This window comes from Streptomyces sp. AM8-1-1 (assembly GCF_032229325.1).
Lineage (GTDB): Bacteria > Actinomycetota > Actinomycetes > Streptomycetales > Streptomycetaceae > Streptomyces > Streptomyces achmelvichensis.
Genome location: NZ_CP135086.1, coordinates 1424150 through 1446408 on the forward strand (window position 1 = coordinate 1424150; position 22259 = coordinate 1446408).

The following is a 22259-nucleotide window of genomic DNA, read 5'->3' on the forward strand; positions in this document are numbered from 1 at the left end:
TCGGGCCGGAAGGCTGAGGCGGCTCCCAGGAGCGACATCAGGAGGATGAGCCGATGATCAAGGTGCGCCAGGCCGAGCCGGACGACGGACGCGTGCTCGGCGAGATCCACGCCGCCGCCTGGGAGGCGGCCTACGCCCCCTTCTTCGCGCCCGATTTCGCCGCACGCGGTGTCCTCAGCAGGCGGACCCGCTGGCACGATCGGGTCGCGGGAGGGACGGGGACGATCCTGCTCGCGGCCCTCGACGACCGCCCCGTGGCGCTGTCCCTCTGTCTCCCGTCCCCGGGCCGCCCGGGTCTCGCGGAGATCTGCAGTTTCTACAGCCATCCCGACGCCTGGGGCAGCGGGGTCGCCGCCGTGTTGATGACAGGGACGCTGAACCGCCTCCGCGACGAGGGATTCACGCGGGTGCACCTGTGGACGTTGCGCGACACCCCCCAATCGCGACGGTTCTACGCCAAGTCGGGCTTCGCCGAGACCGGCGCCGCACGGGCCTTCGACTTCGGTGAGGGCAACCTGCTCGACCAGATCGAATACGAGCGAGCCTGCTGACCTCGGGGAGCCGCGTCAGCTGCTGTGCGTCCTCCCGGCAGTCGTCCCTGTTCCTGCTTCAGACCCGCGAATCCGTGGTCCCAGCGGGGGGCGACGATCTCGTCGCCGGAAACGTGTGCGCACAGCCGCAGCGGGATCGGCGGCATCCCCGATTCGCTCAGCAGGTCGGCGTGCTGGACGACGAGGTCGCGCATGGCCTGGATGGTCGGGAGGAGGACGGTCCTGACCCACAACCGCCACTCGGCGGGTTCCTCTTCGGACGGGGGTGTCTCGTGCAGGGACGGCCACCTGCCGTCGGGACGGGCGCTGCTGCCGCTGCGAGAGCCGCACGCCGTCGAGGTAGGTGGCCGCACAGCCGACGAACGCCGGCGCGATGGTGACGACCACGGTGATCATGAGAGGCGATGCTGGTGAGCGTCACCTCCCCCTCGGCCCGCGGCCCGCGACTACGCAAGTAGTCCCGGCACGTCCGCGAACGAGTCGACGACGTGGTCGGGTTCGCCGGACGCGGCCCGGTGCGTCTCGGGGCGGTACTTCCCCGTCCGGACCAGGACACCCGTGATGCCCTGACGCTGGGCGGCGAGTACGTCGGACTCGATGTCGTCGCCCACCATCAGCGTCCGCGACGCGTCCGCGCCGAGGCGGGCCAGGGCGGCTTCGAAGAACGCCCCGGCCGGCTTCCCGAGCACCTCCGCCTCGACACCGGCCGCGCGTTCCAGGCCCTGGAGGAAGGCGCCCGCGTCGAGCTGCAGCCCCGCGTCCGTACGCCAGGAGAGATTGCGGTGCATCGCGAGCAGGCGGGCTCCGCGCTGGAGGTGGGCGAAGACCGTGTTGAGGGCCTCGTAGCCGAACTCCGGTCCCGCGCCGCCGACGACGACCACATCGGGGCGGGCGTCCGGGTCGTCGAGATCCACGAGGGTCACCTCCGCCAGGTCCTCGGCGATGTCACCGCTGTTGAGAACCGCGCAGCGAGCCCCGGGGAACTGCTCCGTGAGATAGGCGGCGGTCGCCGCCGGCGCGGTGAGGATGTCGTCCGCCGTGACCGGGAATCCCGACGCCACGAGGAGCCGCGCGATGGAACTCCGGGTACGCGACGTGGTGTTGGTGAGCAGCGCCAGCGGTACCCCCGCCTCGCGCACGCGTTCCATGGCCTCGACGGCTCCCGGAAGCGGCTTCCAGGAGACCGTGAGCACACCGTCGATGTCGATCAGGACTGCGCCGACCCGTTCCATGGTCCCGACCGTACCGACGGACCGGGGCCGGACCAAGGAGCCTCCCGGCGGCCGGTCCGGTTGTTCGGTGGGGCCGGCCGCCGAGGGGACGTCACCAGTCGCCGTCGGCCACCGGCTTACCGGGCTGCGGCGCGTCGCCGAGGGGGTGCACCTGGTGGGCGCCCGGTGCCTGCCAGGGCACGGAGTCGTCGCCGAGCCACTCGCCGACCGGCTTGACCCCGCCGAGGGAATCGGTGGGTGCGAGATCGTCCGCGCCGTCGTCGTAGTAGTCGAACCACGGCAGTCCGGCACGCGTGTACGCGGCCCGGTCGACCGGCGACGGGGGTGCCGCCTCACCGGTGATGCGACGCCACTCCGGCGGCGTCACCAGGTGGACGAAAACCCGGCCCGCGGGCGTCTCTGCCCAGTCGGACAGCGGCCGGTCGTCCTGGTAGACCTCCTGGCGCATGGTGCCGCCCACGCCCAGCCCCATCGCTGCCGCCCGCGGCTGGGGCGGGGCCATGCCGGGCGCGGCCATCGCCGGTGCCATGGGCGGGGCGCCGAACGCGGCGGGCGGTGCACCCCCGGGCATCGGCATGCCTCCGTAGCCTGCCTGAGCGGTCGCCGCCCTGGCCCGCGCCTCGCGCTCGGCGCGGGCGCGCTGCTCCTCGCGCCAGGCCTCAAGGACACCGGCCGCGAGCGGGAACGACTGGAGCTGCACGCCGCCCCAGGTCTCCTCGCCGGTCACCTGGCCCTCCACGGTGGCGCCCATCCCCAGCGGTACGGCGACGAACTGACGCACCGTCCCCTTGCCGGAGTTGATGCCGTCCAGCCACGGCTGGCGGGGCAGCACCACGTAGTTCTGCGGCTTCCGGGTCAACTTGCCGCTCCAGCGCTCGCCGGACACGGCACACACCTTGCCGACCCCGACCTGGAGCGCCGCCGGCTCCACGGTGCCGGAGAAGCTCAGCCACATCGCCTCCCGCAGATACACCGGGAGCATCACCCCGCCGCGTGCCAGCCACTCGGGCGGCACGGTGTCCGGGAAGTCTGCGACACGCCGCACCGGGAACTCGCCAAGACCCGGCGGCAGCGGGTGGGTGCCGGACTCCGGAAGCCGCAGTGTGCGGATGAACCGCACCCGTGCTCCCCCGCCCAGCACCAGACAGTTACCGTCGATCCGCACATCGCTGGTGGACACAGCGAACTCCCCTCGTCCCGGCCGTCTTCCAGGTGTTATCACGACGTGCGGCCGACCGCGGTTCCGGTCGTCCGGCACGCAGCCGTGCGCCTGCGCCGGCGGCCGCCGGCCCCGCTACTCGAAGCGCTCGGGGTCGCCCGCTCCCCGGCGTACGATCTCGATGCCATCGCCGGAGAAGTCGATGACCGTGGTCGGCTCCGTGCCGCAGTCGCCGGAGTCGATCACGGCGTCCACCACGTGGTCGAGCCGTTCCTTGATCTCCCAGCCCTGGGTCATCGGTTCGTCCTCGTCGGGCAGGAGCAGGGTGCTGGAGAGCAGCGGCTCGCCCAGTTCGGCGAGCAGGGCCTGGGCCACGACGTGGTCGGGAATCCTGACGCCGACCGTCTTCTTCTTGGGGTGCAGCAGCTGGCGGGGCACCTCCTTCGTCGCGGGGAGGATGAAGGTGTAGCTGCCGGGCGTCGCCGCCTTGATCGCGCGGAACACGTCGTTGTCGATGTGCACGAACTGCCCGAGCTGCGCAAAGTTCTGGCACACCAGCGTGAAGTGGTGACGGTCGTCGAGGTTCCTGATGCTCCGGATCCGGCTGATGCCGTCACGGCTGCCCAGCTGACATCCCAGGGCGTAACAGGAATCCGTGGGATACGCGACGAGCGCACCCGACCGGATGCTGTCCGCCACACTGCTGATGGTGCGCCGCTGAGGGTTCTCGGGGTGCACGTCGAAGTACTTCGCCATCCGGCGAGCTTACGGGCTGGAACCCGTTCGGCCCCCGCAGGCGCCGTTCGCGGTGGACACGGGGAACGGCCGTGTCCCACGATGGGCCCGTGGGTTCGGGGAATTCCGCCGCAGCGTGGGCACTGAGTCAGGTCGAGGCCGTGCGGGACGATCCGGCGGCCCGCCTCGACCTGGTCACCCGCACCTATCACGGCCCGGTCGGCAGGGCCCCGCAGCATCTGCCCTTCCGGCGGGCGGCGCTGTCGTTCATGCGCTGGCAGATCCGCCGAGGTGTGCTGGCACCGGTACAGGGGGCGCTTCCCGGGAGTCCGTGGTGGCGTGCGGTCAACGAGCGGCTCCTGCGCGACGGCTGCGAGGCCGTCGCCCGCAGCGGCGGACTCGGCGGTACGGCGTCGTCGCCCACGGTGGGGCTGTGGATGTCCTTCATCTCCGAGCCGACGGCGCGTACGTGGTACCGGGCCCACAATGCGAGCATCGCCTCCGCCTACCTGGACCATCGCGACCTGGCGGGCGAGGAGAGCCGGCCCGAACGCTTCTTCATGAATGTCGTGCTGCTGCGCGTCCTCTACACCCACGCCCTGGTCTCGGCCCCGCGTCTGGCACTCGGACGCCTCGCACCGCTCGGCCCACGGCTCGGCGATCCCCGGCTCGGGATGGCCGGGATCTTCCTGTCCCTGTCGCGGGTCCTTCCCGACCGGTACCCCCTCGACGACGCGGTGGCCGATTACCTCGCCGTCGAGCACAACCTCGGCCGGATGCTGGACTACGGCCTGATCGGGCCGCGGTTGCAGCAGCTCTACGCGTGGTCGGCCGAGGAGCTCGACGAGCCACGGCTCCTCGACTGCATCCGGGACGGCAGCCCGACGTACGCCTGGCCGTTCGCCGACCGCGCGGTGTGGCATCCGACGCGGCCGACCGCGATGGTGCGGGCGATCGAGCGGGTCCTGCCGCCGGACAAACGCGCACGACGCTGACGTCTTCGGCCGGCATCCCGGGGCGACGGGCTGGTGTGTGGTGCGGCGGGGGTGCGTCGCCCCCCTACTCGTCGTACCTGAGAGCTACCCGCGCGGTCCCCTCCGCAGCGGGACGCCGGTCATGAGGTGCTGTCCCTAACTTCCGTACTGCAGCCATGTGTTGCTGCACCACGGAAGGAGCACCCTTCATGGCGTCCCGCCCCCGCCCCCGCCGCCGTCTGCGTCTGCGTCTGCGTCGAAGCCTGCTCGCCGCACTGGTCACCGCGTCCGTCGCCGTGCCGGTGTCGGGCGCCGCGCGGCCCTCGGCCGTTCCGGCACCCGCCCCGGTCGCCATCGGACCGGTGAACGTCGCCCCCGCTGCCCTGGCCGCGCGCTACGCCGCTCAGCGGGAGGGCATCCGGGCGGCCGAGCGCGCAGCCTCCGGACACGGCGACCGCCGGCGCGCGGCCGTGCTGTCCGCCATGGCCGGGCCCGACCGCCGGTTCCTCGCCTTCGACGGCCGGGACGGCGGCCGCACCGCCGAGGTGTTCGGCGATCTGTCGCACGCCGACCGGATCGCGGTGCTGGTCCCGGGGTCCGACACCGGTCTCGACCGATACGAGCGCTTCCGTGCGGACGCCCGAGAACTGCGGCGGCAGCTCGGTGGCAGCGGTGCCGTCGTCGCCTGGCTCGGCTACCGGACCCCGGCCACCCCGAGTGCGGCGGCTCTCACCGCCGCGTCGGCCGAGAGCGCGGCACCCGCCCTGCGGTCCTTCGTCGCCGAGTTGGCGGCGGCGGCCCCGGCCACCCGCATCGCGGTGCTCTGCCACTCCTACGGCTCCGTCGTGTGCGCCCGTGCCGCCTCCGGTCTGAAGGCATCGGACATCGTGCTCTACGGCAGCCCCGGCACCGGCGTCGGCCACGTCCGGGAGCTGCGCACCCGGGCGACCGTCTGGGCGGGCCGGGGCAGCGGCGACTGGATAGCGGATGTGCCCCACGTACGGCTGGGCCTGCACATCACCACCATCGGCTTCGGCGCGGACCCGGTGTCGGACAGGTTCGGTGCGCGCCGCTTCGACGCGGGCGCGTGCGGACACAGCGGCTATCTGCGGGCGGGGTCGGTGTCCCTGCGGAACATCGCGCGCATCGTTTCGGCGACCGCGCGGACGGGGGAAGGCCGTGCGTGACGTCGTCCGCCGTATCGACGCCGCCGCCCCGCCGGGCCGCGATCGCGCCGTCGACGCCCTGCGGGCCCTGGCCATCCTCGGAGTGGTGCTGGGGCACTGGCTGGTGACCGCGCTGGTCGCCGACAGCGGCACGGTGCGGGTCTCGAGCCCGCTCCAGCATCTGCCCCGACTGGCGCCGGTCTCCTGGGTGTTGCAGACGCTCGCGGTGTTCTTCCTGGTCGGTGGGCAGGTGGGGACGAGGAGTTATCTGTCGGCACGCGAACGCGGCGTGACATACCGGCAGTGGTTGCGTACGCGGCTGGGGAGGCTGTTCGGGCCGGTGTGCGCCGTGCTGGTGGTGTGGTCCCTGGCCGCCGGGACGATGCTCGCGTGCGGCACGGGGTGGGCGACGGTGCACGCTCTCGGGAAGCTGGTGCTCTCGCCGCTCTGGTTCCTGCTGATCTTCGCCGTCCTGACGGCCGCGACTCCACTCGCGGCGCGACTGCATCCGCTGTGGCCGCTCGCTGTCGTCCTGTATGTCGACCTGTTCCGCTTCGGCCTCTCCGGGCCGGACCGGATCGGCGAACTCAACGTGGTGGCGGGTTGGTTGGTCCCGTACTGTCTGGGCGCCGCCTGGGCGCGGGGCGGTCTGAGCAGCCGTGCGACGGCGTGGGCCCTGCTGGTGGGCGGTTCGGCGGCGACCACCCTGCTGGTGCTGTTCGCCGGCTATCCGGCGGCCATGGTCGGAGTGCCGGGTGCCGCCATCTCCAATCTCGCCCCGCCCACACTCGCGGCCGTCACCTTCGGGATCGCCCAGTGCGGGGCGGCACTGCTGCTGCTCGACCCGCTGCGACGGCTGTGTGCCAGACCTCTGGCCTGGGCCGCGGTGGCGCTGGTCAACCTGTCGGCGATGACCGTCTTCCTCTGGCATCAGACGGCGATGATGGCGGTCACCGCGACCGCCCTGCTCGCGGGGAGGGCGGTGCCGGGCCTGCACACGGTTCCCGACGGACCGGGCTGGGTGCAGGCCAGGGTGCTCTGGCTGCCGGTGTTCGCGGCGGCGCTGCTGGTGTGCTGGGCGGCCTTCAGAACCTACGAGCAGGATCGGGCCCACGAACGGGAGAGGCGGGGGCGCACCACGGTGGTGCGCACGGGCAGGCCCGCCCGGAGGGAGGCGGCGCGCGATGCCTAGGGTTGATCGTGTGGGAGACAGCGGGGTGGGACACGGGGGCGACGCCGCGCGCAGGGCGGGAACCGGGCGACGCGTGCCCACGGCGGCGCGCGCGGTCCTGGCGGCGCTGCGCGAGGACTTGTGGAGTACGGCCGCGCGCCCGCTGCCGCCGATCGCCACACCGGGCGGCCAGATGTGGCAGCCGGCCGTCGTCGTCCTGCTGGTGCTGATCGCCGCCGTGATCGCCCCCTTCGCCGTCAACGCCCTGGCCTTCTCCCCGCGGTACGGCATCGGCATGGGCACGGCCCTGCTGCTCGGCGTGGTGCAGGCAGCGACTCCGGTCGTGGCGGCCTTCCGTCCGGTGGTGGCCTGGTGGGTGACGACCGCCGCCATGGCGGTCACGGCTGCTCTTCCGGCGCTCGCGGGGGACGTCTCCACGGCCGGCGGCCTGACCCCGTGGACCGGGCCCGCGATCACCGCGCAGGCAGGTGTGCTGTTCCTGCTGGCACTGCGCCTGCGGCCCCGGGCGACCGCCGGGGCGCTGGCCGTCGGCGTCGTCGTGGGGCTGCTGTGTGCTCTGCTGCCGCCGGGGGCCCGTCCCGCCGGCGTCGGCCAGGCCGTCGCGATCCTTGTCACGGCCGCGGTTCTGGGTGCCGCTCTGCGCGGCCGGCAGGTCGCCCGGAGCGAATTGATCGTGCAGGAGGAGCTCACGGCCGGCGAGCGGGCCCGCCGCGCGCTGCTGGAGGAGCGCAACCGCATCGCGCGCGAGCTGCACGACGTGGTCGCCCACCACATGTCGGTGATCTCCATCCAGGCACAGGTGGCGCCCCACCTCGTCGAAGCGCCGTCCGACGAACTCAGGGAGAACCTCGCGGGCATCCGGGACAGTGCCGTCGAGGCGCTGGCGGAGTTGCGCCGGGTCCTCGGCGTCCTGCGCTCCGAGGACGCCGTCGCGGACGGGGTGCGCCATGCCCCGCAGCCCACCCTGGACCGGCTGGACGACCTGATCGGCACGGTGCGCGGCGCCGGTGTCGGCGTCGACACACAGATCAAGGGCGAGCGACGTCCGCTGGCTCCGGGCGTCGAACTCTCGGCGTTCCGCATCGTGCAGGAAGCACTCAGCAATGCGATGCGGCACGCTCCCGGGGCCCGCGTGCGGGTGGAGATCGGCTATCACGCGGCCGTACTCGCCGTCCGTGTCACGAACACCGCCGCCTCCGGTCCGGTCCCGCCCGCCCGCGACGGCGGGCACGGGCTGCTCGGGATGCGTGAGCGGGCTGACATGCTGGGCGGCGACCTGGTGAACGGACCGCTGCCCGACGGTGGTTACGAGGTGCTGGCCACGCTTCCCCTGGAGGACGGATCATGACCATCCGCGTGCTGATCGCGGACGACCAGATGATGGTGCGCCAGGGCTTCACCGTGCTGCTGAACGCCGAGCCGGGCATCGAGGTCGTCGGCCAGGCCGTGGACGGCCTCGACGCGATCGCCAAGGTGGCCGAACTGACCCCCGACGTCGTCCTCATGGACATCCGTATGCCGGGACTGGGCGGGATCGAGGCCACGGGCCGCATCACCGGGCCCGCCGGCGACCCGGCCGTGAAGGTGCTGGTCCTCACCACCTTCGACCTCGACGAGTACGTGTACGAGGCGCTGCGCGCGGGGGCCTCCGGCTTTCTGCTCAAGGACGCGTCGGCCGCCGAGCTGGCGCAGGCGGTACGGGTGGTGGCGGCAGGTGACGCGCTGCTCGCGCCGAACATCACGAAGCGGCTGATCGCCGAGTTCTCGCGGGTGACCCGCACCCACCGCGCTCCGCTCATGGAGCGCGTCGGAGCTCTGACGGAACGCGAGACCGAGGTCCTGGCCCTGATCGCGCAAGGGCTGTCGAACGCCGAGATCGCGACCCGACTGGTCGTGGCGGAGCAGACCGTGAAGACCCATGTCGGCCGGATTCTGCTGAAGCTGGGTCTGCGCGACCGTACGCAGGCGGCGGTGTACGCGTACGAAACGGGCGTCGTCCGCCCGGCCGGCTACTGACCCCGCGCTGCCTGCCGACGCACGAGAAGGCCCCGGCCGAGGACTGAGGAGGCCTGCCGGGGCCGTTCGTGGTGGCCGGCGGAGGGCGGTCGCCTCGCGGCGAAAGGCTCCATGGGGCTTCAGCCGAACGATCTTCCCCATGGGCTATGGGTAGGGCCCGGGGACACTGTCCCCTCCGCAGCCACGTAGACCAGAACCGCGGGCGTCCCCGGATTGTTCCCGCGCTCTCGCCGGGCTTCACCGCGCCCCGCGCCGGTGCGGCTCGTACGCCGGTCCGGGGCCGCGTCGGGCCCCTGGCGAGGACGCGGAGCCCGTGGTCGGTGTGGATGCGGGATTCGGGTGACGCAGGGCGATGACTTCTGCGCGCTCGTGCCGTCTGTCAGGACACGGGACATCACCGACGACTCTGGGAAGAGCCCGCCATGAAGAAGATCATCGCTCAGCTGTTCATCTCGCTCGACGGCGTCGTGGAGGCGCCAGACCAGTGGCACTTCCCGTACTTCGACGACGAGATGGGTGCGGCCGTCGACGCCGCCCTCAGCCCGTCGGAGACGCTGCTCCTGGGCCGTAAGACCTACGACAGCTTTGCCGGAGCCTGGCCGGAGCGGGAAGCGGCCGGCGGCGAGGACGCCCACTTCGCCAAGGCGCTCGGAGACGTCCGGAAGATCGTCGTCTCGCACCAGCAGCTCGACTTCACCTGGCGGAACTCCGAGCTGCTCGACGGCGACCTCGTCCAGGCGGTCACCGCCCTGAAGAACGAAGCGGGCGACGGTCCCATCGGGATCAGCGGCTCGGTCTCCGTCGTCCGGCAACTGCTGGAGGCGGGACTGCTGGACGAGCTGCGCCTGCTGGTGCACCCGATCGCCGTACGCAAGGGAATGCGCCTGTTCGACGAGGGCGAGGCCCCGGTCCCGCTGACCCTGATCTCGTCCGAGACCTTCCGGACCGGGGTGCTGAACCTCGTCTACACCCGTGCCGAATCGGCGGGCGAGGGCACCTACGACGACGCGAAGAGCCGGCTGCCCCAGCCCGAGTAGCTGCGGCCCGGGGCCTGCGCGTCAGGGCGGCGCACCGCCGGTGCGTGCCGGGCCCCCGGACCGGTGGACGACTGCCCGCGGGCCCTCGGGGCCGGGCCCGGTGCCCGCCGCCCCCGGCCATCGGGATCTACTGTGCCGGTGCCAGGACGAACTCCACCGCCCCGGCGACGAGGACGACCTCCTGCGGCGTCCAGCAGTCCGACCGCTCCACCGCGATGTCCGCCGTGCAGAACCGGCACACGAGGTTCGGCCCGTCGCAACCGTCCAGCCCGCAGCATCCGTTCAGCCGTCCCCGTACGGTCGACCGCACCAGATCCCGCACATCGCCCTGGTTCACCAGCACGCCCTGCACCTTCGCCTTACGCGGTATCACGACGGCTCGCCGCTCCGACACCGGCACGAACTGCTGCGACTGCTGCGGCGGCGGCTCGAAGGCGAAACACCCCGCCGCCATGCGCTGCGGGCACTCCTCCTGGCCGTCCGGCAGCGCGTACGGCGCGGGTGCCTCGTCCACGTCCGGGAGGGCCACCTCCTGGACGGGCCCGGTCACTTCGGCGTGGCACCGGCGGCAGCGAAATACGTACATCCCGCGATTGTGTCGTCGGAGTATCCGTCACGGCCAACACATTTCGGCCGGGCTCCGTATCCGCCGCACGTCACCGCGCGACTGCCGGCGGAACTGGCGCTGATAGCGTGCCCCGGCCCCGGAGATCACGGGGACCGGCTCCGACGGTGGACGAGAAGGTGACGATGTACGCGACATCCCTGGGTGACGACGGTTCGGAGCTGCGGCCGCTCGAGCCGTGGCAGGCCGAGGAGTTCCTCGCTCACGTGGACCGGGGGCGGGAGTTCATCGGGCGGTACAACGGCCTGCCCGACGTCGTCACCGACCTGGAGTCGAGCCGGGCCTTCCTCCAGGCGTACGCGGAGAAGACCGCCGCCGACACCGGGCGGATCTACGGCATCAGGACGGACGGCAGGCTCGTCGGCGCGGTCATCTTCCGGAGGATGGACGTACAGCAGGGCACCGCCGAGGCAGGATGCTGGCTGGAGCCTTCGGCCGTGGGCAGGGGGCTGGTGACCCGGGCCGTACGCGTGATCATCGACTGGGCCGTGGAGGAGCGGGGCATCCACCGGGTCGAGTGGTGGGTCTCGGCGGCGAACGAGCCCAGCATCGCCGTGGCCCGGCGGCTCGGGATGACGAAGGACGGCGTGCTGCGCGAGAGTTATCTGTACCGGGGGAAGCGGCACGACGAGGAGATCTGGTCGGTGCTGGCCCCGGACTGGCGGGCGGGCAGGGCGTCCTGACCACGGCCGGTTGTGGATGGCGTGTCCTGACGCCCGTGTCCTGAACGCCGCCGCGTACTGAACCCCGCCGTGTACTGAACGCCTGGCGCCTAGGGCGGCGGGGCGCAGGTCGGAGCGCGCCGCGTCTCCTCCGGCGGACAGGTCACAACGTGCCGCCGAAGTCGACCTCCTTGGTCTCCACCGTCCCGGCCGTCCGTCCCGGAGCCGTCTCGTAGGCCCAGTACAGGTTCGTGTGCGCGATGACCTGGGCGGGCGGCGGAGCGCCCCACTCCGTCAGATCCTCGGTCGTGTGGGCGTCACTGACGAGGGTCGTGTCGTATCCCCGGACGAACGCACCGTGGAGCGTGGCGCGAATACAGGCGTCGGTCTGTGCGCCGACGACGAAGAGCCGCCCGACGCCGAGTCCCGACAGCTCCGCCTCCAGGGTGGTCTCCTCGAACGAGTCGCCGTAGCCCTTCTCGATGCGGGGTTCGGCGTCGTGCGGGGCCAGTTCGGGAACGATCTGCCACTTCTCGCTCCCCTTCGCCAGCTCGTCGTCGGTCTGCTGGACCCAGAGGACGGGGACGCGTTCCCGCCGTGCCTTCTCGACGAGGCTGCCGATGTTGCCGACGGCGGCGTCACGCCGGTGCGCCCCCGCGACGACGCCGTTCTGCACGTCGACGACGAGGAGTGCGGTGTTGGGCCGGTTCTCGAGCGTGGTCATGGTCTCCTCCTCGGCCGGCGGGGCTCCTGCGCGCGCCGGCCACCCGTGTCCGCCCACGGTAAGCCCGGGGCAGGCCCGCCGTTCGGTCGGGCCGGACCGACGGGCCCGGCCGGATCCGGACGACCGGCTCTACGACGTCGGCAGCGTCAGCACCACAGCCGCCAGCAGGACGTCGAGGACGCCGCAGAACTCCGCGTACCACCGCGGGACGATCATGTCCGCCCGGTGGTGCGCGACATCCCAGCCGGCGTGGGCCAGCCATCCCGCCGCGAGTACCAGCCGTGCCTGCTCCCCGTCGAGAGCCAGGGCCACCAGCATGACGGCGCCGAAGACCAGGACACCCGCCGTCTCCAGCGTGAGCCAGCCGGCCCGCCACAGCTGCCCGCGTACGGCGCCCCAGACCCAGTACACGATCGCCGCCACGACGATGCCGTGCGCGAACTTCGTGTGCACCCCGATGACGGCGAGCAGCGCCACGGTCGCGGCCCCGACCCAGCTGGGCCAGTGGTACCTGACCAGCACCGGTCGCAGCCGGGCGGCGATGCCGGACGGGCTCATGACCGCACCCCGTGGGCGGCGCGACGGCGGAGCATCACGAGCAGCATGAGCGGGAACATCGCCACATGCAGCAGGACCATCAGGGTCTGGTCCGAGATCACGTCCAGCCACAGCAACGGGAGGAGGACGGGCAGGGGGACGAACATAACCCCCGACATTTCCGCGATGCCCGCCCGTGGGTGACCTCGCAGGCGCATCCAGATCGCCATCCCGAGCGCCATGTCGACGGTCATCACCACGGAGGCGAGGGCCGGTTGCCGCTCTGCCGAGTAACCGAGGTCAGCGGCGGCGACGATGCCCTCCACGACCGCGCCGAAGACCATCATCCCGGCGAACATCGCGACGACCATCTCCGCGTAGTGCAGTGCGAAGCGCGGCCAGTGTCCGCGTTCCGCTGCGACGTTGCTCATGAGAACCCTCCCTGCTGTGACGACCGGACCGATGTCCTCACCCTCGGATTGTGGCGAGCAGCCGACAAGGAATGACGGAGGCGGTGTCCGAATACTTGGGATCCCTGTCATTCAGACATAGGATGGGAGCCATGGACGAGCGGTTGGTGGTCGTCGTCGCCTACGACGAGGCGCAGTTGCTGGACATCGCCTGCGTGACCTCGACGCTGGAGGCGGCCAATCTCGGAGGCGCCCGGCCGCCGTACCGCGTGCGTCTGACCACGTCCGGCGGCCGGGCGGTCACCTGTGACCAGGGGCTGACTCTCCAGGCACAGGAATCCCTCGAACGGATCAAGGGCCCCCTGGACACACTGATCGTCGCGGGTGGCCTGGGATTCAAGGCGGCGGCGGCGAACCCGCGCATCGTGGGCCATGTGCGCCGCCTCGCGGGCGAGAGCCGGCGCGTGGCGTCGGTGTGCACCGGCGCCGGTGTCCTGGCGGCCGCGGGTCTCCTCGACGGCAGACGCGCCGCGACCCACTGGATGTGGGCCGACGAGATCGGCGCGACGTATCCGAAGGTCACGGTGGACCCGAGCCCGATCTACATCCGCGACGGCCAGGTGTCCACCTCCGCCGGGGTGACCAGCGCGCTGGACCTGACGCTGTCGTTCGTCGCGGAGGACAACGGCCCCGAACTGGCACGAGGGGTGGCCCAGGCACTGGTGACGTATCTGCAACGGCCGGGAAACCAGGCACAGATGAGCATGTTCGTCGCCGCCGCGCCGCCGGAGCACGACCTCGTACGCCGTGTCGTCGACCATGTCACCAGCCATCCGGGCGCCGACCTGACCACGAAGTCGCTGGCCGCGCTGGTACGGGTGAGCGAACGTCACCTCACACGGCTGTTCATCGAGCATCTCGGCCGGACGCCGGGCCGGTTCGTGCGGCACGCACGGACGGAGGCGGCCGCCCATCTGCTGGTCGCCACCGGGCTACCGGTGGCGAGCGTCGCGAAGCGCTGCGGCTTCGGGACGGCCGAGACCCTGCGGCAGGCGTTCGTCGACCGCTACGGGATCCCGCCCTCGCGCTATCGGGCGGCCCAGGCGCAGTCCGGAACGCACCCCGCCATGGCGGCCCCACCGCCCGACAGCCGGTGACAACTCCCGGCGCCGCGCGGGATATTCACGCCGTGAGGGGTGATCGTGCCTGCGCGGGGCCGATGGCGGGGCATAATTTGCCGATGGAGGGCGGCGGATGATGCGTTTGACCGGCAAAGACAGCCAAGCACCGGACCACGGGGGTCCGTTACCCGTGCCCGCCTCCTCCTGGCCCAAGTGGCGCGGCGACGAACCCGTGACCGCGCCGGACGGCCACCCCTATCTCCTGGCCACGCTGCGGATGAGCGTGACCAGCGGAAGGACGTGGCAGCGCCACCGCCTGATCGAGAACGACCGGCTCCGCACCCGGCTGGCCCCCCTCCTCGGCACCCTCCCGCTGAGTCATTCGTATTTGCAGGAGCCACACGGTGGACACGCCTGCCGCTTCAGCGAACCCAGTCTGACGATGTGGCAGGACACGGACCCGGACCACTGGCCGAACACGCTCTACCGCCGGCTCACCGCCGAGGACGGCCCCCGCCAGGGCCTGGGCGAGGTGACCGTGACCCTGCGCCTGGAACCCCGCGACGGCGAGGCCTGTCAGGTCGAACGGGTCATCAGCGAGTGCAACGTACGGGCGGACGGGCGACTCCTCGTGGCGCAACTCGGCGACGACAGACTGCCGTTCACCGGTTAGAAACCTGGCCGGCAGAAGGCCCGGAGCCGCGCCCGGGGGCGACGTAGACGTACTGCCCGCGGTACGGGCCCGGGTCCTCCAGGCGGTACGCGGGCCAGGTACGGGCGTACGGCGGCGGGCCCGAGGTGCGAGTGGTGAGCACGGCGACCGGCATCCTCTGCGCCGCTCGGCCGATCTCCGCGGCCGTGGTGTTGGCGTTGTTGCCGTGGGTGTGCACGGAGGCGCATCCGGCGTAGTAGGCGATCGGAACGGACTCGTGTCCGGAGAGCAGGCACGGCGGTCGTACCCCGAGCCGGTGCAGCTGGTCGACGACGCGGGACCAGGCCGCGTGGGAGAGCGTGGTGCGCTCCACGGCGCGGGAGAGCACCGCGTACTGCACCGCCAGATGCCCGGCCAGCGCGACCGCCAGCAGGGTGACGCCCACCGGACGCCGGCGCCCGCTCGGCGTGACGGCCAGGCGCAGGAGCCCGTCCGCGATCGGAACGGCGAGCAGGGCGTAGGCGGGCAGCAGGAACCGGGGAGCGGCATAGCCGATCAGGAACAGATACGGCACGGCCACACTGAAGGCGCAGGCCAGCGGTACCAGCGTGCGTGCCGTGCGCCGGGCCCGGACCGCGACGGCCAGCGCGAGGGCGGCGAGCAGGGGAAGGGCGCACCACCAGACGAGCACCGCCACGTCGGGCATCGCGCTGGTGCACGGCCGGCACAGCGTGCGGCCGCTCAGGCTGCGCAGCTGGTCGCCCACGGCGATGTTCCAGCCGAGATCGCCCTGCACGCGGGAGGCCTCGGCCATCCGTGTGCGCAGACCCCCGAAACTGACGTACGCCTCGACGACCCATTCCGCGGCCCCGGCCAGCAGCCCCACCGGCAGGGCGGCCAGCAGGCGCAGGTGCCGCCATCCGGGTACGCACACGAGGAGCACCAACAGGGGCAGCACCACCCAGACCGCGTCGGTCGGGCGCATCAGTGCCATCAGGGCCGCGCTGCCCGCCACTCCCCACACGGGCGCCCGGGCAGCGCGGTCGGCCTGGGCCCGCAGGAAGCAGCCCACCGCCGCCAACGCGCCGATCGCGACCCAGAAGTTGGGCATCGCCTGCGGGCCGTAGAACATCGTGATCCACAGGGTCGCGAACAGCGCGCCGCCCGACGCGAGCACCCGCACGGGGAACAGGCCACGCCAGCACCGCAGGGCGATGAACAGCCCCAGCCCTGCCAGCACCGCCAGAAAGACGCGCAGCAAAGCGGTGGACGACGACCAGGAAGCGATCGGAGCGACGAGCAGCGAGACCCCTCGCGCGCGGGGCGCGCTGAAGAACGCAGCCGGTGCCTGCCCGCCGACCTGGCTGACGTACACCGTCTCGTCCCAGCCGAGACCCATCCAGGGCCGCACCAGAACCAGTTGCAACAGCGTGAAGGCGACCGCCACGGCCGCGAGCAGCCGCGTGTCCGCCGGGCTCCACGACCGCCTGCCGACCACCGACAGTCCGCGTGAGGTGCTCCGGGTCCGCCGCGAGTGCACGGTCGTCTTCGGCATCGTCCACCCTTCGCGCCGCCGGCCGGGGCATCTCCTTCGTCCTCGGTCCGCGGAACGGAGGAGGGAGGACGAAGTACGAGGAAAACACAGGGATAAATATCGACAAATTACCCCGCTGCGGTCGGGTGCGCAGGGCGGGGACCGGCGGGACGGCCGAACGGGGACCGGGCGGACGGGTGGTTCACCCGGGTGGTCAGTGGGAGCCGTACCCCCCTGGGCGGGTAGTCAGGAGTTCTGTGCCGCCCGTCCCTTCCCCTGTCCCACCGCCCCCGGAGCCGACGTGAAATTCGGAGTCTCGACCTTCATCACCGACCAGGGCATCAGCCCCACCGCACTCGGCACCGCACTCGAGGGGCGCGGGTTCGATTCCCTGTTCATCGCCGAGCACAGCCACATCCCGGTGGCCCGCCAGACCCCCTACCCGGGCGGCGGCGACCTGCCGGACATGTACTACCGCACCCTCGACCCCTTCGTGGCCCTGACCGCGGTCGCCGTGGTGACCGAGCGGCTTCTGCTGGGCACCGGCATCGCGCTGATCCCGCAACGGGACCCGATCATCACGGCGAAGGAGGTGGCCTCCCTCGACCTGGTCTCCGGCGGCCGCGTGATCTTCGGCATCGGGGTCGGCTGGAATCGTGAGGAAATGAGGAACCACGGCGCCGACCCCGCGACCCGTGGCCGGCTCACGGACGAGCGACTGCGCGCCATGCGCGCGCTGTGGACCGAGGACACGGCCGAGTTCCACGGTGAGTTCGTCGACTTCGATCCGGTGTTCGCCTGGCCCAAGCCCGTGCAGCGCCCTCATCCGCCGATCTACGTCGGCGGCGCGGAAGGCGCGTTCCCGCGCGTGGCGCGGCTCGGCGACGCCTGGCTGGCCAACAGCGTGTCGCCGGAGCAGCTCGGTCCGCAGATCGAGCGGCTGCGCGCCCTGGCCGGCCGCGAGGTGCCGGTGACGGTGTACGCGGCGTCCGACGACCCCGAGCAGATCGAGGGGTACGCCCGCCTGGGGGTCGAGCGGCTGCTGTTCTATGTGCCGACGACGCACGAACGGGAGACGCACACGTTCCTGGACCGGCTGGCCGGCCTCGCCGCCCGGTACCGCTGAGGCAGGGAGAGTGCCATGCCCGTTCTGACGAGCACCCAGGTACGGGAGCGGTTCGCCGCGGCGCGCGTCGCCCACCTCGCGACGGCCGACGCGACGGCACACCCGCACCTGGCGCCGGTGGTCTTCGCGGTGGACGGCGACACGGTGGTGCTGGCCGTGGACCACAAACCGAAGCGGACGACACAGCTGAAACGCCTCGCAAACATCGCCGCCAACCCCTCGGTGTGCCTGATCGTCGACCACTACGAGGAGGACTGGGACCGGCTGTGGTGGGCCCGCGCGGACGGCAGGGCCCATGTGCTCCCGCCACCGGACCACTGCGCCGAGGCGGCCCGGTGGGCCGGCCTGCTGACGGCGAAGTACGAGCAGTACGCGGACCGGCAACCCGACGGGCCGGTCGTCGTGATCTCCGTCGCGCGGTGGAGCGGCTGGCAGGCGTGGTGAGCGGCAGCGCGAGCCGGCGGACAGTCCGGACCGGCAACCGGGTCGCCGTGTGGACGCGTTGCCGCCGGACGGACAGACGCCTGCGGGGCACCGGCGTCGAGCCGGCACCCCGCAGGCGCGGAGTCGCTGTTCCTTGTGCTGGTGTTCGGCGTCAGGCGGCGACCGAGCTGGCCCAGTCGTTGTAGGCGCCGAGGTTCGAGCTGTAGGAGTTGGGGCTGATGGAGATCGTGCCGCCGTTGCCTCCCTCGTCACGGGCCAGCCAGGCGTACGAGTTCGACTGCCTGTTGCGCCAGGACGACGTCTGGTCGTTGAAGCCGTACTCGTTGAGGTTGTGCCAGTAGTAGTCGCTGAAGATCAGCCGACGACCGCCACCGTTCGCGTGCTCGTACAGGCACGTCCAGCCGGAGGCACAGGCCGGCAGTGCCCGGGTGCCGATGCTGCGGGCCAGCGGATCCGTGGCGCGGGAGTAGCCGAGCGCCTTGTCCGCTTCTGCGTGGGTCTTGAAGCAGCGGACCGCGGTCTTGGAGTAGACGACGCAACTGCTGGCGTCGCCCCAGCCTTCCTGCTTGAGGTTGACCGTCTTCTGCCCGTAGGCGGCGACGGCGCCGCCACCCTGGGTTCCGGCGGCGGATGCCATCGGCGCCGTGCCGGTGAGAAGCGCGGCGGCCGCGGTCAACGCGGCTGCGGCCAAGACGGAACGTGATGTCTTCACTGTTTCCCCCTGATCGAATTCAGCAGGCCGGCCAGGTACGCCCCGGGAGAGGTCGAACGTCCCCCTGTGGTCAGTCAGGGCGTGAAATCCTCCTGGCCGTCCCTTGTGCGGACAGGAGCAACTAAAGGGGCGGCACGAATGCCCCGTCAACAGCGCACGAAAGGTTGGCAGAGGAACAAGCCATTCCTTCGGGGAATCGGGGCGCGGCACTCCACATGTCGCAATTCAGCGAATGCGGTGAATACTCTGACCGAATTCCGCCCCCGCGCATTTCTTGATCACCCGGGCCGACCTTGCACTCCCCCCTCAACGCGGCGAAGGGTTCACGGACTGGCCTTGCGCACGACGATTTCTCCGACACGACCCAGGCAACACCCATCATGCCGAGGAGCGCCACACCGCCGGCGACCATGCCCGCGACCAGGAAATAGACAGCCGTCGCAATAGCGGCCGCGATCAGCACGCGGAGGATGCCGATCATCCGCTTGACGCGCGCCTCGCGATGCAGCGAAATACTCACCTGATCCATTTCCGCATCTCTCTCTCATTCGACAAGGGATGCGCTTCGGGGAGTACGGCCGGCCGACTTCGCGGAGAGCCCGAGCGGTCCTTTGTGGAAGAGGTGGCGGAGCCCGGTCAGCGGGCGTCGAGCTCGGCGATCAGCTTCTTCGTCGCGATGACGCGGTAGCTCTCCTCCACCCAGTCGGAGAGCACCTCCGCCGAGGGTGCACCCTTCTCGGCGAGCGGGACCTGCACCCAGCCCGCCTTCCCGAGGCCGTATCCGGACGGCTCGGCGCCCGGGCAGGACAGTGCGTGAGCGTGCATCGCCTCGTCCTTGAGCTTGACGCCGACACCCAACGGGTAGCTGCCGTCCGCCACTCCGAGGAAGACGAAGATCTTCTTGTTCACCTTGACGACGGTCTCGCCCCAGGGGAACTCCTCGCCGGCACCGGGCAGCCCCAGGGCAAAGGAGCGCACCTTGTTCCACTTCGCCAGCGCGGCCTTCGGTGGAGTCGTCATGCCGTCCTCCTGATCGCGCGATCCGTCCCTCCCACGCTAGTGCCTCGACCGGCAGTGTTCGCCCGTTGACGTGCGTCGTCCGGCGCGTGCCGTTGCATCGCGGCGCGAGTGGGCAAAGCCTGCCGGGAGCAGCCTGCGGCCGGTCAGCGCTCGGGCCCCCAGTCGATTCCGGCGGCGACCGGCAGGTGGTCGCTGCCGGTCGCGGGCAGGGTCCACACCTCGGTCACCGTGGCCGAGCGGGCCATGACGTGGTCGATCCTGGACACCGGGAATCCGGCGGGCCAGCTGAAGGAGAAGCTCTGCTCGGCCGAGGTCAGCCGCGAAGTGACCGGTACGAGTCCCCGGTCGTCCAGCGTGCTGTTGAGGTCTCCGAGGAGGACCACCTTGTCCAGCTTCTCCGCGCCAAGGGCCTCACCCAGCAGGTGAGCGCTTTCGTCCCGCCGGTGTGAACCGAACCCGCCGGGTCCGATGCGGACGGAAGGCAGATGGGCGACGTACACCGCGAGGTCGCCGCGCGGCGTACGGACGATGGAGCGCAGACCGCGGCTCCAGCCGTCCCCGATCCCCTTCGGCCTGATGTCGACCGTGCGGACGTCCGACAGTGGATACGCCGACCAGAGCCCGACGGTGCCTCTGACCGCGTGGTAGGGGTAGGCCGTCTCCAGCGCCCTCTCGTAGGCCGGCAGGGCGACAGGGGTCAGCTCTTCCAGGGCGATGAGGTCCGGTGCGGAGTCGACCAGAGCGGCGGCGGTGCCCGCGGGGTCGGCGTTCTCGTCGCTGACGTTGTGCTGCACCGCCAGGAAGTCGTACGGGGTCCGGCTCTCACCGAGCAGCATCCCGCCGAAGAGGCCGGCCCAGACGGCAGCGGGCAGCAGCAGAGCAACCAGGGCGAGGGCGGAGCGGCGCAGCAGGGCCGGTCCGAGCAACACGGGGACGACCAGACCGAGCCAGGGCAGGAAAGCCTCCAGCAGGCTGCCGAGACGAACCGCGGTGTTGGGCACCGCCGAGTGGAACGCCAGGAGTCCGGCGGTCAGCACGGCGAGGGCGGCGAGAACGCGCCCGCGGGCCCAGGGCGACCGGGGCCTCGCGTCCTTGCCGCGGCGCCACGGATTGAGGCGAGACACCCTCCGCCGCGAAGCCGCGACCGTCGAAGTCGGCGGCGCAGCCGAACTGCCCGACGCCACAGAGCTGTCCGCCCGCTCCACCACGGTCCACCCATCCGTCTCGTGCTCGTCCCGCCCCGCGGTTGTGGGCGCACGGCGTGCTCAGTACCACGCATGATCGGGCGATCGGGGTTCCGTGCTGCGCCGGGGCATTTACCGCAACCGTTCATGAGGGCGGAGCTGCAGTGCGGCCGGTGCGGTTACGCTCCACGCCGGAGGCCGACATCAACCGGAGCCGGGGGCGATCGTGAGCCGACCACTGCTGTTCCTCGACGTGGACGGGCCGCTCAACCCTTATGCGGCCCAGCCGGAGAGGCGCCCCGACGGATACACCACTCTCAGAGTGCCCAGGCCGGCCGGTACCTCGGAAGGGCTGTCGCCCCGGCGGCGGCCCCTTCGGGTGTGGCTCAACCCGGAGCACGGGCCGGCCCTTCTCGGGCTCGACTACGAGTTGTGCTGGGCGACGACATGGATGGCCGATGCCAACCGGTGGATCGCCCCGGTGCTCGATCTTCCCGAGCTCCCCTATGTCGACTTCGGCGACGCGCTGTTCCAGGAACGGCCCGACGGGGTCCACTGGAAGACAGGTCCCCTGGTGGACTTCGCCGACGGCCGCACCTTCGCCTGGGTGGACGACGAACAGAGCGGCCTGGACGAGGAGTACGTGACCGCTCACCACCGCGGGCGTGGGCTTCTGCACCATGTCGATCCGCGGATCGGGTTGCGCGATGACGACTTCCGCACGCTCGCCGACTTCGCCCGGTCCCCGGACGCCTCACGCGCCGCCGGCTGAACCCGCCTCGGGGCACAACCGTTGCCGGCTACGGGAGTTCATGAGCGCCGGCCGCCGAACTGCCAGCGGTGGACCTCGATGCCGGCGTAGCGGTCCGGGGTCAGGACGGCGCGTGCCGTGTCCGGGTCCGGCGCCCGCAGCAGCGCGGCCGTACCCACCCAGGTGGCGCCGTCGTCGGACAGCAGCGGCCCGTAGGCGATCAGCTCGTCCTGGCCGTCCGGCACGGTGAGATCGGCGGCCTGTCCCGTGCCGAGGCCGAGCACCAGGTACCGGGTGCCGTCATCAGGCCCGCCGGCGAAGTCCCACATGGTGCGGCCGAGCAGATTGCGCCACCGGCGCAGCAGCACATCGCGGTACACGCCTGCCTGGTAGCCGGGCTCATCGAAGGCGAACACGCGGGCGGCGGCGGGATCGGGCAGGTCGACGATGTGCACGCTGCCGGTGGGCACCTCGCCGTCGCCGGTGAGGGTCGGGCCGCGGGCGATCATCTCCGCCGCGTATCCGTCCATGTAGGACCAGTGGGCTTCCAACAGCTCGTGACGCAGCTCCAGGGAATCCGGCCGGTCGCGGTGGTAGCAGAAGAACTCCATGGTCCACAGTCTTCATCACGGTGCGCGACGCTCCGGCAACGGGTCCCCGCGGCCCCCGACACCCGCCGCGGAACCGCTCTTCGC

The 22259-nt window shown here is 71.6% G+C and carries 26 protein-coding genes; 13 read left to right on the forward strand and 13 right to left on the reverse strand.

The features are described from left to right. Positions 1–53: 53 nt before the first annotated feature. Positions 54–551 carry a GNAT family N-acetyltransferase gene (locus tag RPQ07_RS06435; protein ID WP_313943060.1) on the forward strand — a complete coding sequence of 166 codons (498 nt, stop codon included), beginning with the start codon at positions 54–56 and terminating at the stop codon, positions 549–551. Between the two features lie 446 nt (positions 552–997). Here RPQ07_RS06435 and RPQ07_RS06440 read toward each other — a convergent pair whose 3' ends face one another. The 3 genes from RPQ07_RS06440 to RPQ07_RS06450 form a co-directional block, all read right to left on the reverse strand. After that, positions 998–1783 carry an HAD-IIA family hydrolase gene (locus RPQ07_RS06440; protein WP_313943061.1) on the reverse strand — a complete coding sequence of 262 codons (786 nt, stop codon included), beginning with the start codon at positions 1781–1783 and terminating at the stop codon, positions 998–1000. Between the two features lie 91 nt (positions 1784–1874). After that, on the reverse strand, positions 1875–2963 hold the full coding sequence (locus tag RPQ07_RS06445) for a hypothetical protein (RefSeq protein WP_313943062.1): 1089 nt from the start codon (positions 2961–2963) through the stop codon (positions 1875–1877). Positions 2964–3077: 114 nt separating this feature from the next. Continuing rightward, positions 3078–3698 carry an L-threonylcarbamoyladenylate synthase gene (locus RPQ07_RS06450; protein ID WP_313943063.1) on the reverse strand — a complete coding sequence of 207 codons (621 nt, stop codon included), beginning with the start codon at positions 3696–3698 and terminating at the stop codon, positions 3078–3080. Positions 3699–3787: 89 nt separating this feature from the next. Between RPQ07_RS06450 and RPQ07_RS06455 the strand changes: the two genes are divergently transcribed. The 6 genes from RPQ07_RS06455 (at position 3788) to RPQ07_RS06480 (ending at position 10062) form a co-directional block, all read left to right on the forward strand. Next, the gene (locus RPQ07_RS06455) at positions 3788–4672 is read left to right on the forward strand and encodes a hypothetical protein (RefSeq protein ID WP_313943064.1); all 885 of its coding nucleotides are present in this window, start codon (positions 3788–3790) and stop codon (positions 4670–4672) included. A gap of 188 nt (positions 4673–4860) precedes the next feature. Further along, positions 4861–5838, forward strand: coding sequence for an alpha/beta hydrolase (locus RPQ07_RS06460; protein WP_313943065.1), 978 nt, complete (start codon positions 4861–4863; stop codon positions 5836–5838). After that, positions 5831–7009: an acyltransferase gene (locus RPQ07_RS06465; RefSeq protein WP_313943066.1), complete on the forward strand. Its 1179-nt coding sequence runs from the start codon at positions 5831–5833 to the stop codon at positions 7007–7009. Before RPQ07_RS06460 ends, RPQ07_RS06465 begins: the two co-directional genes overlap by 8 nt. Before the next feature lie 10 nt (positions 7010–7019). Continuing rightward, positions 7020–8357: a sensor histidine kinase gene (locus RPQ07_RS06470; protein WP_313943067.1), complete on the forward strand. Its 1338-nt coding sequence runs from the start codon at positions 7020–7022 to the stop codon at positions 8355–8357. Then, the gene (locus RPQ07_RS06475) at positions 8354–9025 is read left to right on the forward strand and encodes a response regulator transcription factor (RefSeq protein ID WP_313943068.1); all 672 of its coding nucleotides are present in this window, start codon (positions 8354–8356) and stop codon (positions 9023–9025) included. Before RPQ07_RS06470 ends, RPQ07_RS06475 begins: the two co-directional genes overlap by 4 nt. 422 nt (positions 9026–9447) lie before the next feature. Beyond that, complete coding sequence (locus tag RPQ07_RS06480; RefSeq protein ID WP_313943069.1) at positions 9448–10062, forward strand: dihydrofolate reductase family protein; 615 nt, start codon at positions 9448–9450, stop codon at positions 10060–10062. Between the two features lie 127 nt (positions 10063–10189). Here the strand turns inward: RPQ07_RS06480 and RPQ07_RS06485 are convergent, their stop codons facing one another. Further along, on the reverse strand, positions 10190–10648 hold the full coding sequence (locus RPQ07_RS06485) for a hypothetical protein (protein ID WP_313943070.1): 459 nt from the start codon (positions 10646–10648) through the stop codon (positions 10190–10192). A gap of 164 nt (positions 10649–10812) precedes the next feature. Between RPQ07_RS06485 and RPQ07_RS06490 the strand changes: the two genes are divergently transcribed. After that, complete coding sequence (locus RPQ07_RS06490) at positions 10813–11370, forward strand: GNAT family protein (RefSeq protein WP_313943071.1); 558 nt, start codon at positions 10813–10815, stop codon at positions 11368–11370. A 142-nt stretch (positions 11371–11512) separates the two neighbouring features. Here the strand turns inward: RPQ07_RS06490 and RPQ07_RS06495 are convergent, their stop codons facing one another. The 3 genes from RPQ07_RS06495 to RPQ07_RS06505 all read right to left on the reverse strand — a co-directional run bounded on the left by RPQ07_RS06495 (position 11513) and on the right by RPQ07_RS06505 (position 13041). Beyond that, positions 11513–12073, reverse strand: a complete 561-nt coding sequence (locus RPQ07_RS06495) for a cysteine hydrolase family protein (protein ID WP_313943072.1) — start codon at positions 12071–12073, stop codon at positions 11513–11515. A gap of 129 nt (positions 12074–12202) precedes the next feature. Then, positions 12203–12631 (reverse strand): hypothetical protein, encoded by a 429-nt coding sequence (locus RPQ07_RS06500; RefSeq protein WP_313943073.1) that lies wholly within the window; start codon positions 12629–12631, stop codon positions 12203–12205. Continuing rightward, a complete protein-coding gene (locus RPQ07_RS06505) occupies positions 12628–13041 on the reverse strand; it encodes a hypothetical protein (RefSeq protein ID WP_313943074.1) in 414 nt (137 codons plus the stop codon). The genes RPQ07_RS06500 and RPQ07_RS06505 overlap by 4 nt, the downstream gene beginning before the upstream one ends. A gap of 131 nt (positions 13042–13172) precedes the next feature. Between RPQ07_RS06505 and RPQ07_RS06510 the strand changes: the two genes are divergently transcribed. After that, on the forward strand, positions 13173–14177 hold the full coding sequence (locus tag RPQ07_RS06510; protein ID WP_313943075.1) for a GlxA family transcriptional regulator: 1005 nt from the start codon (positions 13173–13175) through the stop codon (positions 14175–14177). Positions 14178–14331: 154 nt separating this feature from the next. Continuing rightward, positions 14332–14814: a hypothetical protein gene (locus RPQ07_RS06515; RefSeq protein ID WP_313943076.1), complete on the forward strand. Its 483-nt coding sequence runs from the start codon at positions 14332–14334 to the stop codon at positions 14812–14814. Here the strand turns inward: RPQ07_RS06515 and RPQ07_RS06520 are convergent. Further along, on the reverse strand, positions 14804–16348 hold the full coding sequence (locus tag RPQ07_RS06520) for a hypothetical protein (protein ID WP_413777707.1): 1545 nt from the start codon (positions 16346–16348) through the stop codon (positions 14804–14806). The two genes, RPQ07_RS06515 and RPQ07_RS06520, sit on opposite strands and share 11 nt — an antisense overlap. Before the next feature lie 280 nt (positions 16349–16628). Here RPQ07_RS06520 and RPQ07_RS06525 point away from each other — a divergent pair, with 280 nt between their 5' ends. Both RPQ07_RS06525 and RPQ07_RS06530 read left to right on the forward strand, forming a co-directional pair. Further along, entirely contained in the window at positions 16629–17453 is an 825-nt protein-coding gene (locus RPQ07_RS06525) for an LLM class F420-dependent oxidoreductase (protein WP_313943077.1), read from the forward strand. A gap of 15 nt (positions 17454–17468) precedes the next feature. Then, a complete protein-coding gene (locus RPQ07_RS06530; protein WP_313943078.1) occupies positions 17469–17897 on the forward strand; it encodes a TIGR03668 family PPOX class F420-dependent oxidoreductase in 429 nt (142 codons plus the stop codon). A 151-nt stretch (positions 17898–18048) separates the two neighbouring features. Here the strand turns inward: RPQ07_RS06530 and RPQ07_RS06535 are convergent, their stop codons facing one another. From RPQ07_RS06535 to RPQ07_RS06550, 4 genes are all read right to left on the reverse strand, one after another. After that, positions 18049–18609: a peptidase inhibitor family I36 protein gene (locus RPQ07_RS06535; RefSeq protein ID WP_313943079.1), complete on the reverse strand. Its 561-nt coding sequence runs from the start codon at positions 18607–18609 to the stop codon at positions 18049–18051. Between the two features lie 121 nt (positions 18610–18730). After that, the gene (locus RPQ07_RS06540) at positions 18731–19138 is read right to left on the reverse strand and encodes a hypothetical protein (RefSeq protein ID WP_313943081.1); all 408 of its coding nucleotides are present in this window, start codon (positions 19136–19138) and stop codon (positions 18731–18733) included. Positions 19139–19245: 107 nt separating this feature from the next. Beyond that, entirely contained in the window at positions 19246–19629 is a 384-nt protein-coding gene (locus RPQ07_RS06545) for an MmcQ/YjbR family DNA-binding protein (protein ID WP_313943083.1), read from the reverse strand. 143 nt (positions 19630–19772) lie between these two features. Further along, a complete protein-coding gene (locus RPQ07_RS06550) occupies positions 19773–20753 on the reverse strand; it encodes an endonuclease/exonuclease/phosphatase family protein (RefSeq protein WP_313943084.1) in 981 nt (326 codons plus the stop codon). Positions 20754–21039: 286 nt separating this feature from the next. Between RPQ07_RS06550 and RPQ07_RS06555 the strand changes: the two genes are divergently transcribed. After that, positions 21040–21585: a hypothetical protein gene (locus RPQ07_RS06555; protein ID WP_313943085.1), complete on the forward strand. Its 546-nt coding sequence runs from the start codon at positions 21040–21042 to the stop codon at positions 21583–21585. Between the two features lie 38 nt (positions 21586–21623). Here RPQ07_RS06555 and RPQ07_RS06560 read toward each other — a convergent pair whose 3' ends face one another. Beyond that, positions 21624–22175: a YciI family protein gene (locus RPQ07_RS06560; protein WP_313943086.1), complete on the reverse strand. Its 552-nt coding sequence runs from the start codon at positions 22173–22175 to the stop codon at positions 21624–21626. Positions 22176–22259: the final 84 nt, after the last annotated feature.

Coding starts and splice junctions, on each gene's coding strand:
- RPQ07_RS06500 (WP_313943073.1), bottom strand. CDS start 12,631: ATGAGCCCGTCCGGCATCGCCGCCCGGCTGCGACCGGTGCTGGTCAGG.
- RPQ07_RS06475 (WP_313943068.1), top strand. CDS start 8,354: ATGACCATCCGCGTGCTGATCGCGGACGACCAGATGATGGTGCGCCAG.
- RPQ07_RS06560 (WP_313943086.1), bottom strand. CDS start 22,175: ATGGAGTTCTTCTGCTACCACCGCGACCGGCCGGATTCCCTGGAGCTG.
- RPQ07_RS06440 (WP_313943061.1), bottom strand. CDS start 1,783: ATGGAACGGGTCGGCGCAGTCCTGATCGACATCGACGGTGTGCTCACG.
- RPQ07_RS06450 (WP_313943063.1), bottom strand. CDS start 3,698: ATGGCGAAGTACTTCGACGTGCACCCCGAGAACCCTCAGCGGCGCACC.
- RPQ07_RS06540 (WP_313943081.1), bottom strand. CDS start 19,138: ATGGATCAGGTGAGTATTTCGCTGCATCGCGAGGCGCGCGTCAAGCGG.
- RPQ07_RS06520 (WP_413777707.1), bottom strand. CDS start 16,348: ATGCCGAAGACGACCGTGCACTCGCGGCGGACCCGGAGCACCTCACGC.
- RPQ07_RS06435 (WP_313943060.1), top strand. CDS start 54: ATGATCAAGGTGCGCCAGGCCGAGCCGGACGACGGACGCGTGCTCGGC.
- RPQ07_RS06510 (WP_313943075.1), top strand. CDS start 13,173: ATGGACGAGCGGTTGGTGGTCGTCGTCGCCTACGACGAGGCGCAGTTG.
- RPQ07_RS06460 (WP_313943065.1), top strand. CDS start 4,861: ATGGCGTCCCGCCCCCGCCCCCGCCGCCGTCTGCGTCTGCGTCTGCGT.
- RPQ07_RS06545 (WP_313943083.1), bottom strand. CDS start 19,629: ATGACGACTCCACCGAAGGCCGCGCTGGCGAAGTGGAACAAGGTGCGC.
- RPQ07_RS06530 (WP_313943078.1), top strand. CDS start 17,469: ATGCCCGTTCTGACGAGCACCCAGGTACGGGAGCGGTTCGCCGCGGCG.
- RPQ07_RS06480 (WP_313943069.1), top strand. CDS start 9,448: ATGAAGAAGATCATCGCTCAGCTGTTCATCTCGCTCGACGGCGTCGTG.
- RPQ07_RS06490 (WP_313943071.1), top strand. CDS start 10,813: ATGTACGCGACATCCCTGGGTGACGACGGTTCGGAGCTGCGGCCGCTC.
- RPQ07_RS06505 (WP_313943074.1), bottom strand. CDS start 13,041: ATGAGCAACGTCGCAGCGGAACGCGGACACTGGCCGCGCTTCGCACTG.
- RPQ07_RS06495 (WP_313943072.1), bottom strand. CDS start 12,073: ATGACCACGCTCGAGAACCGGCCCAACACCGCACTCCTCGTCGTCGAC.
- RPQ07_RS06485 (WP_313943070.1), bottom strand. CDS start 10,648: ATGTACGTATTTCGCTGCCGCCGGTGCCACGCCGAAGTGACCGGGCCC.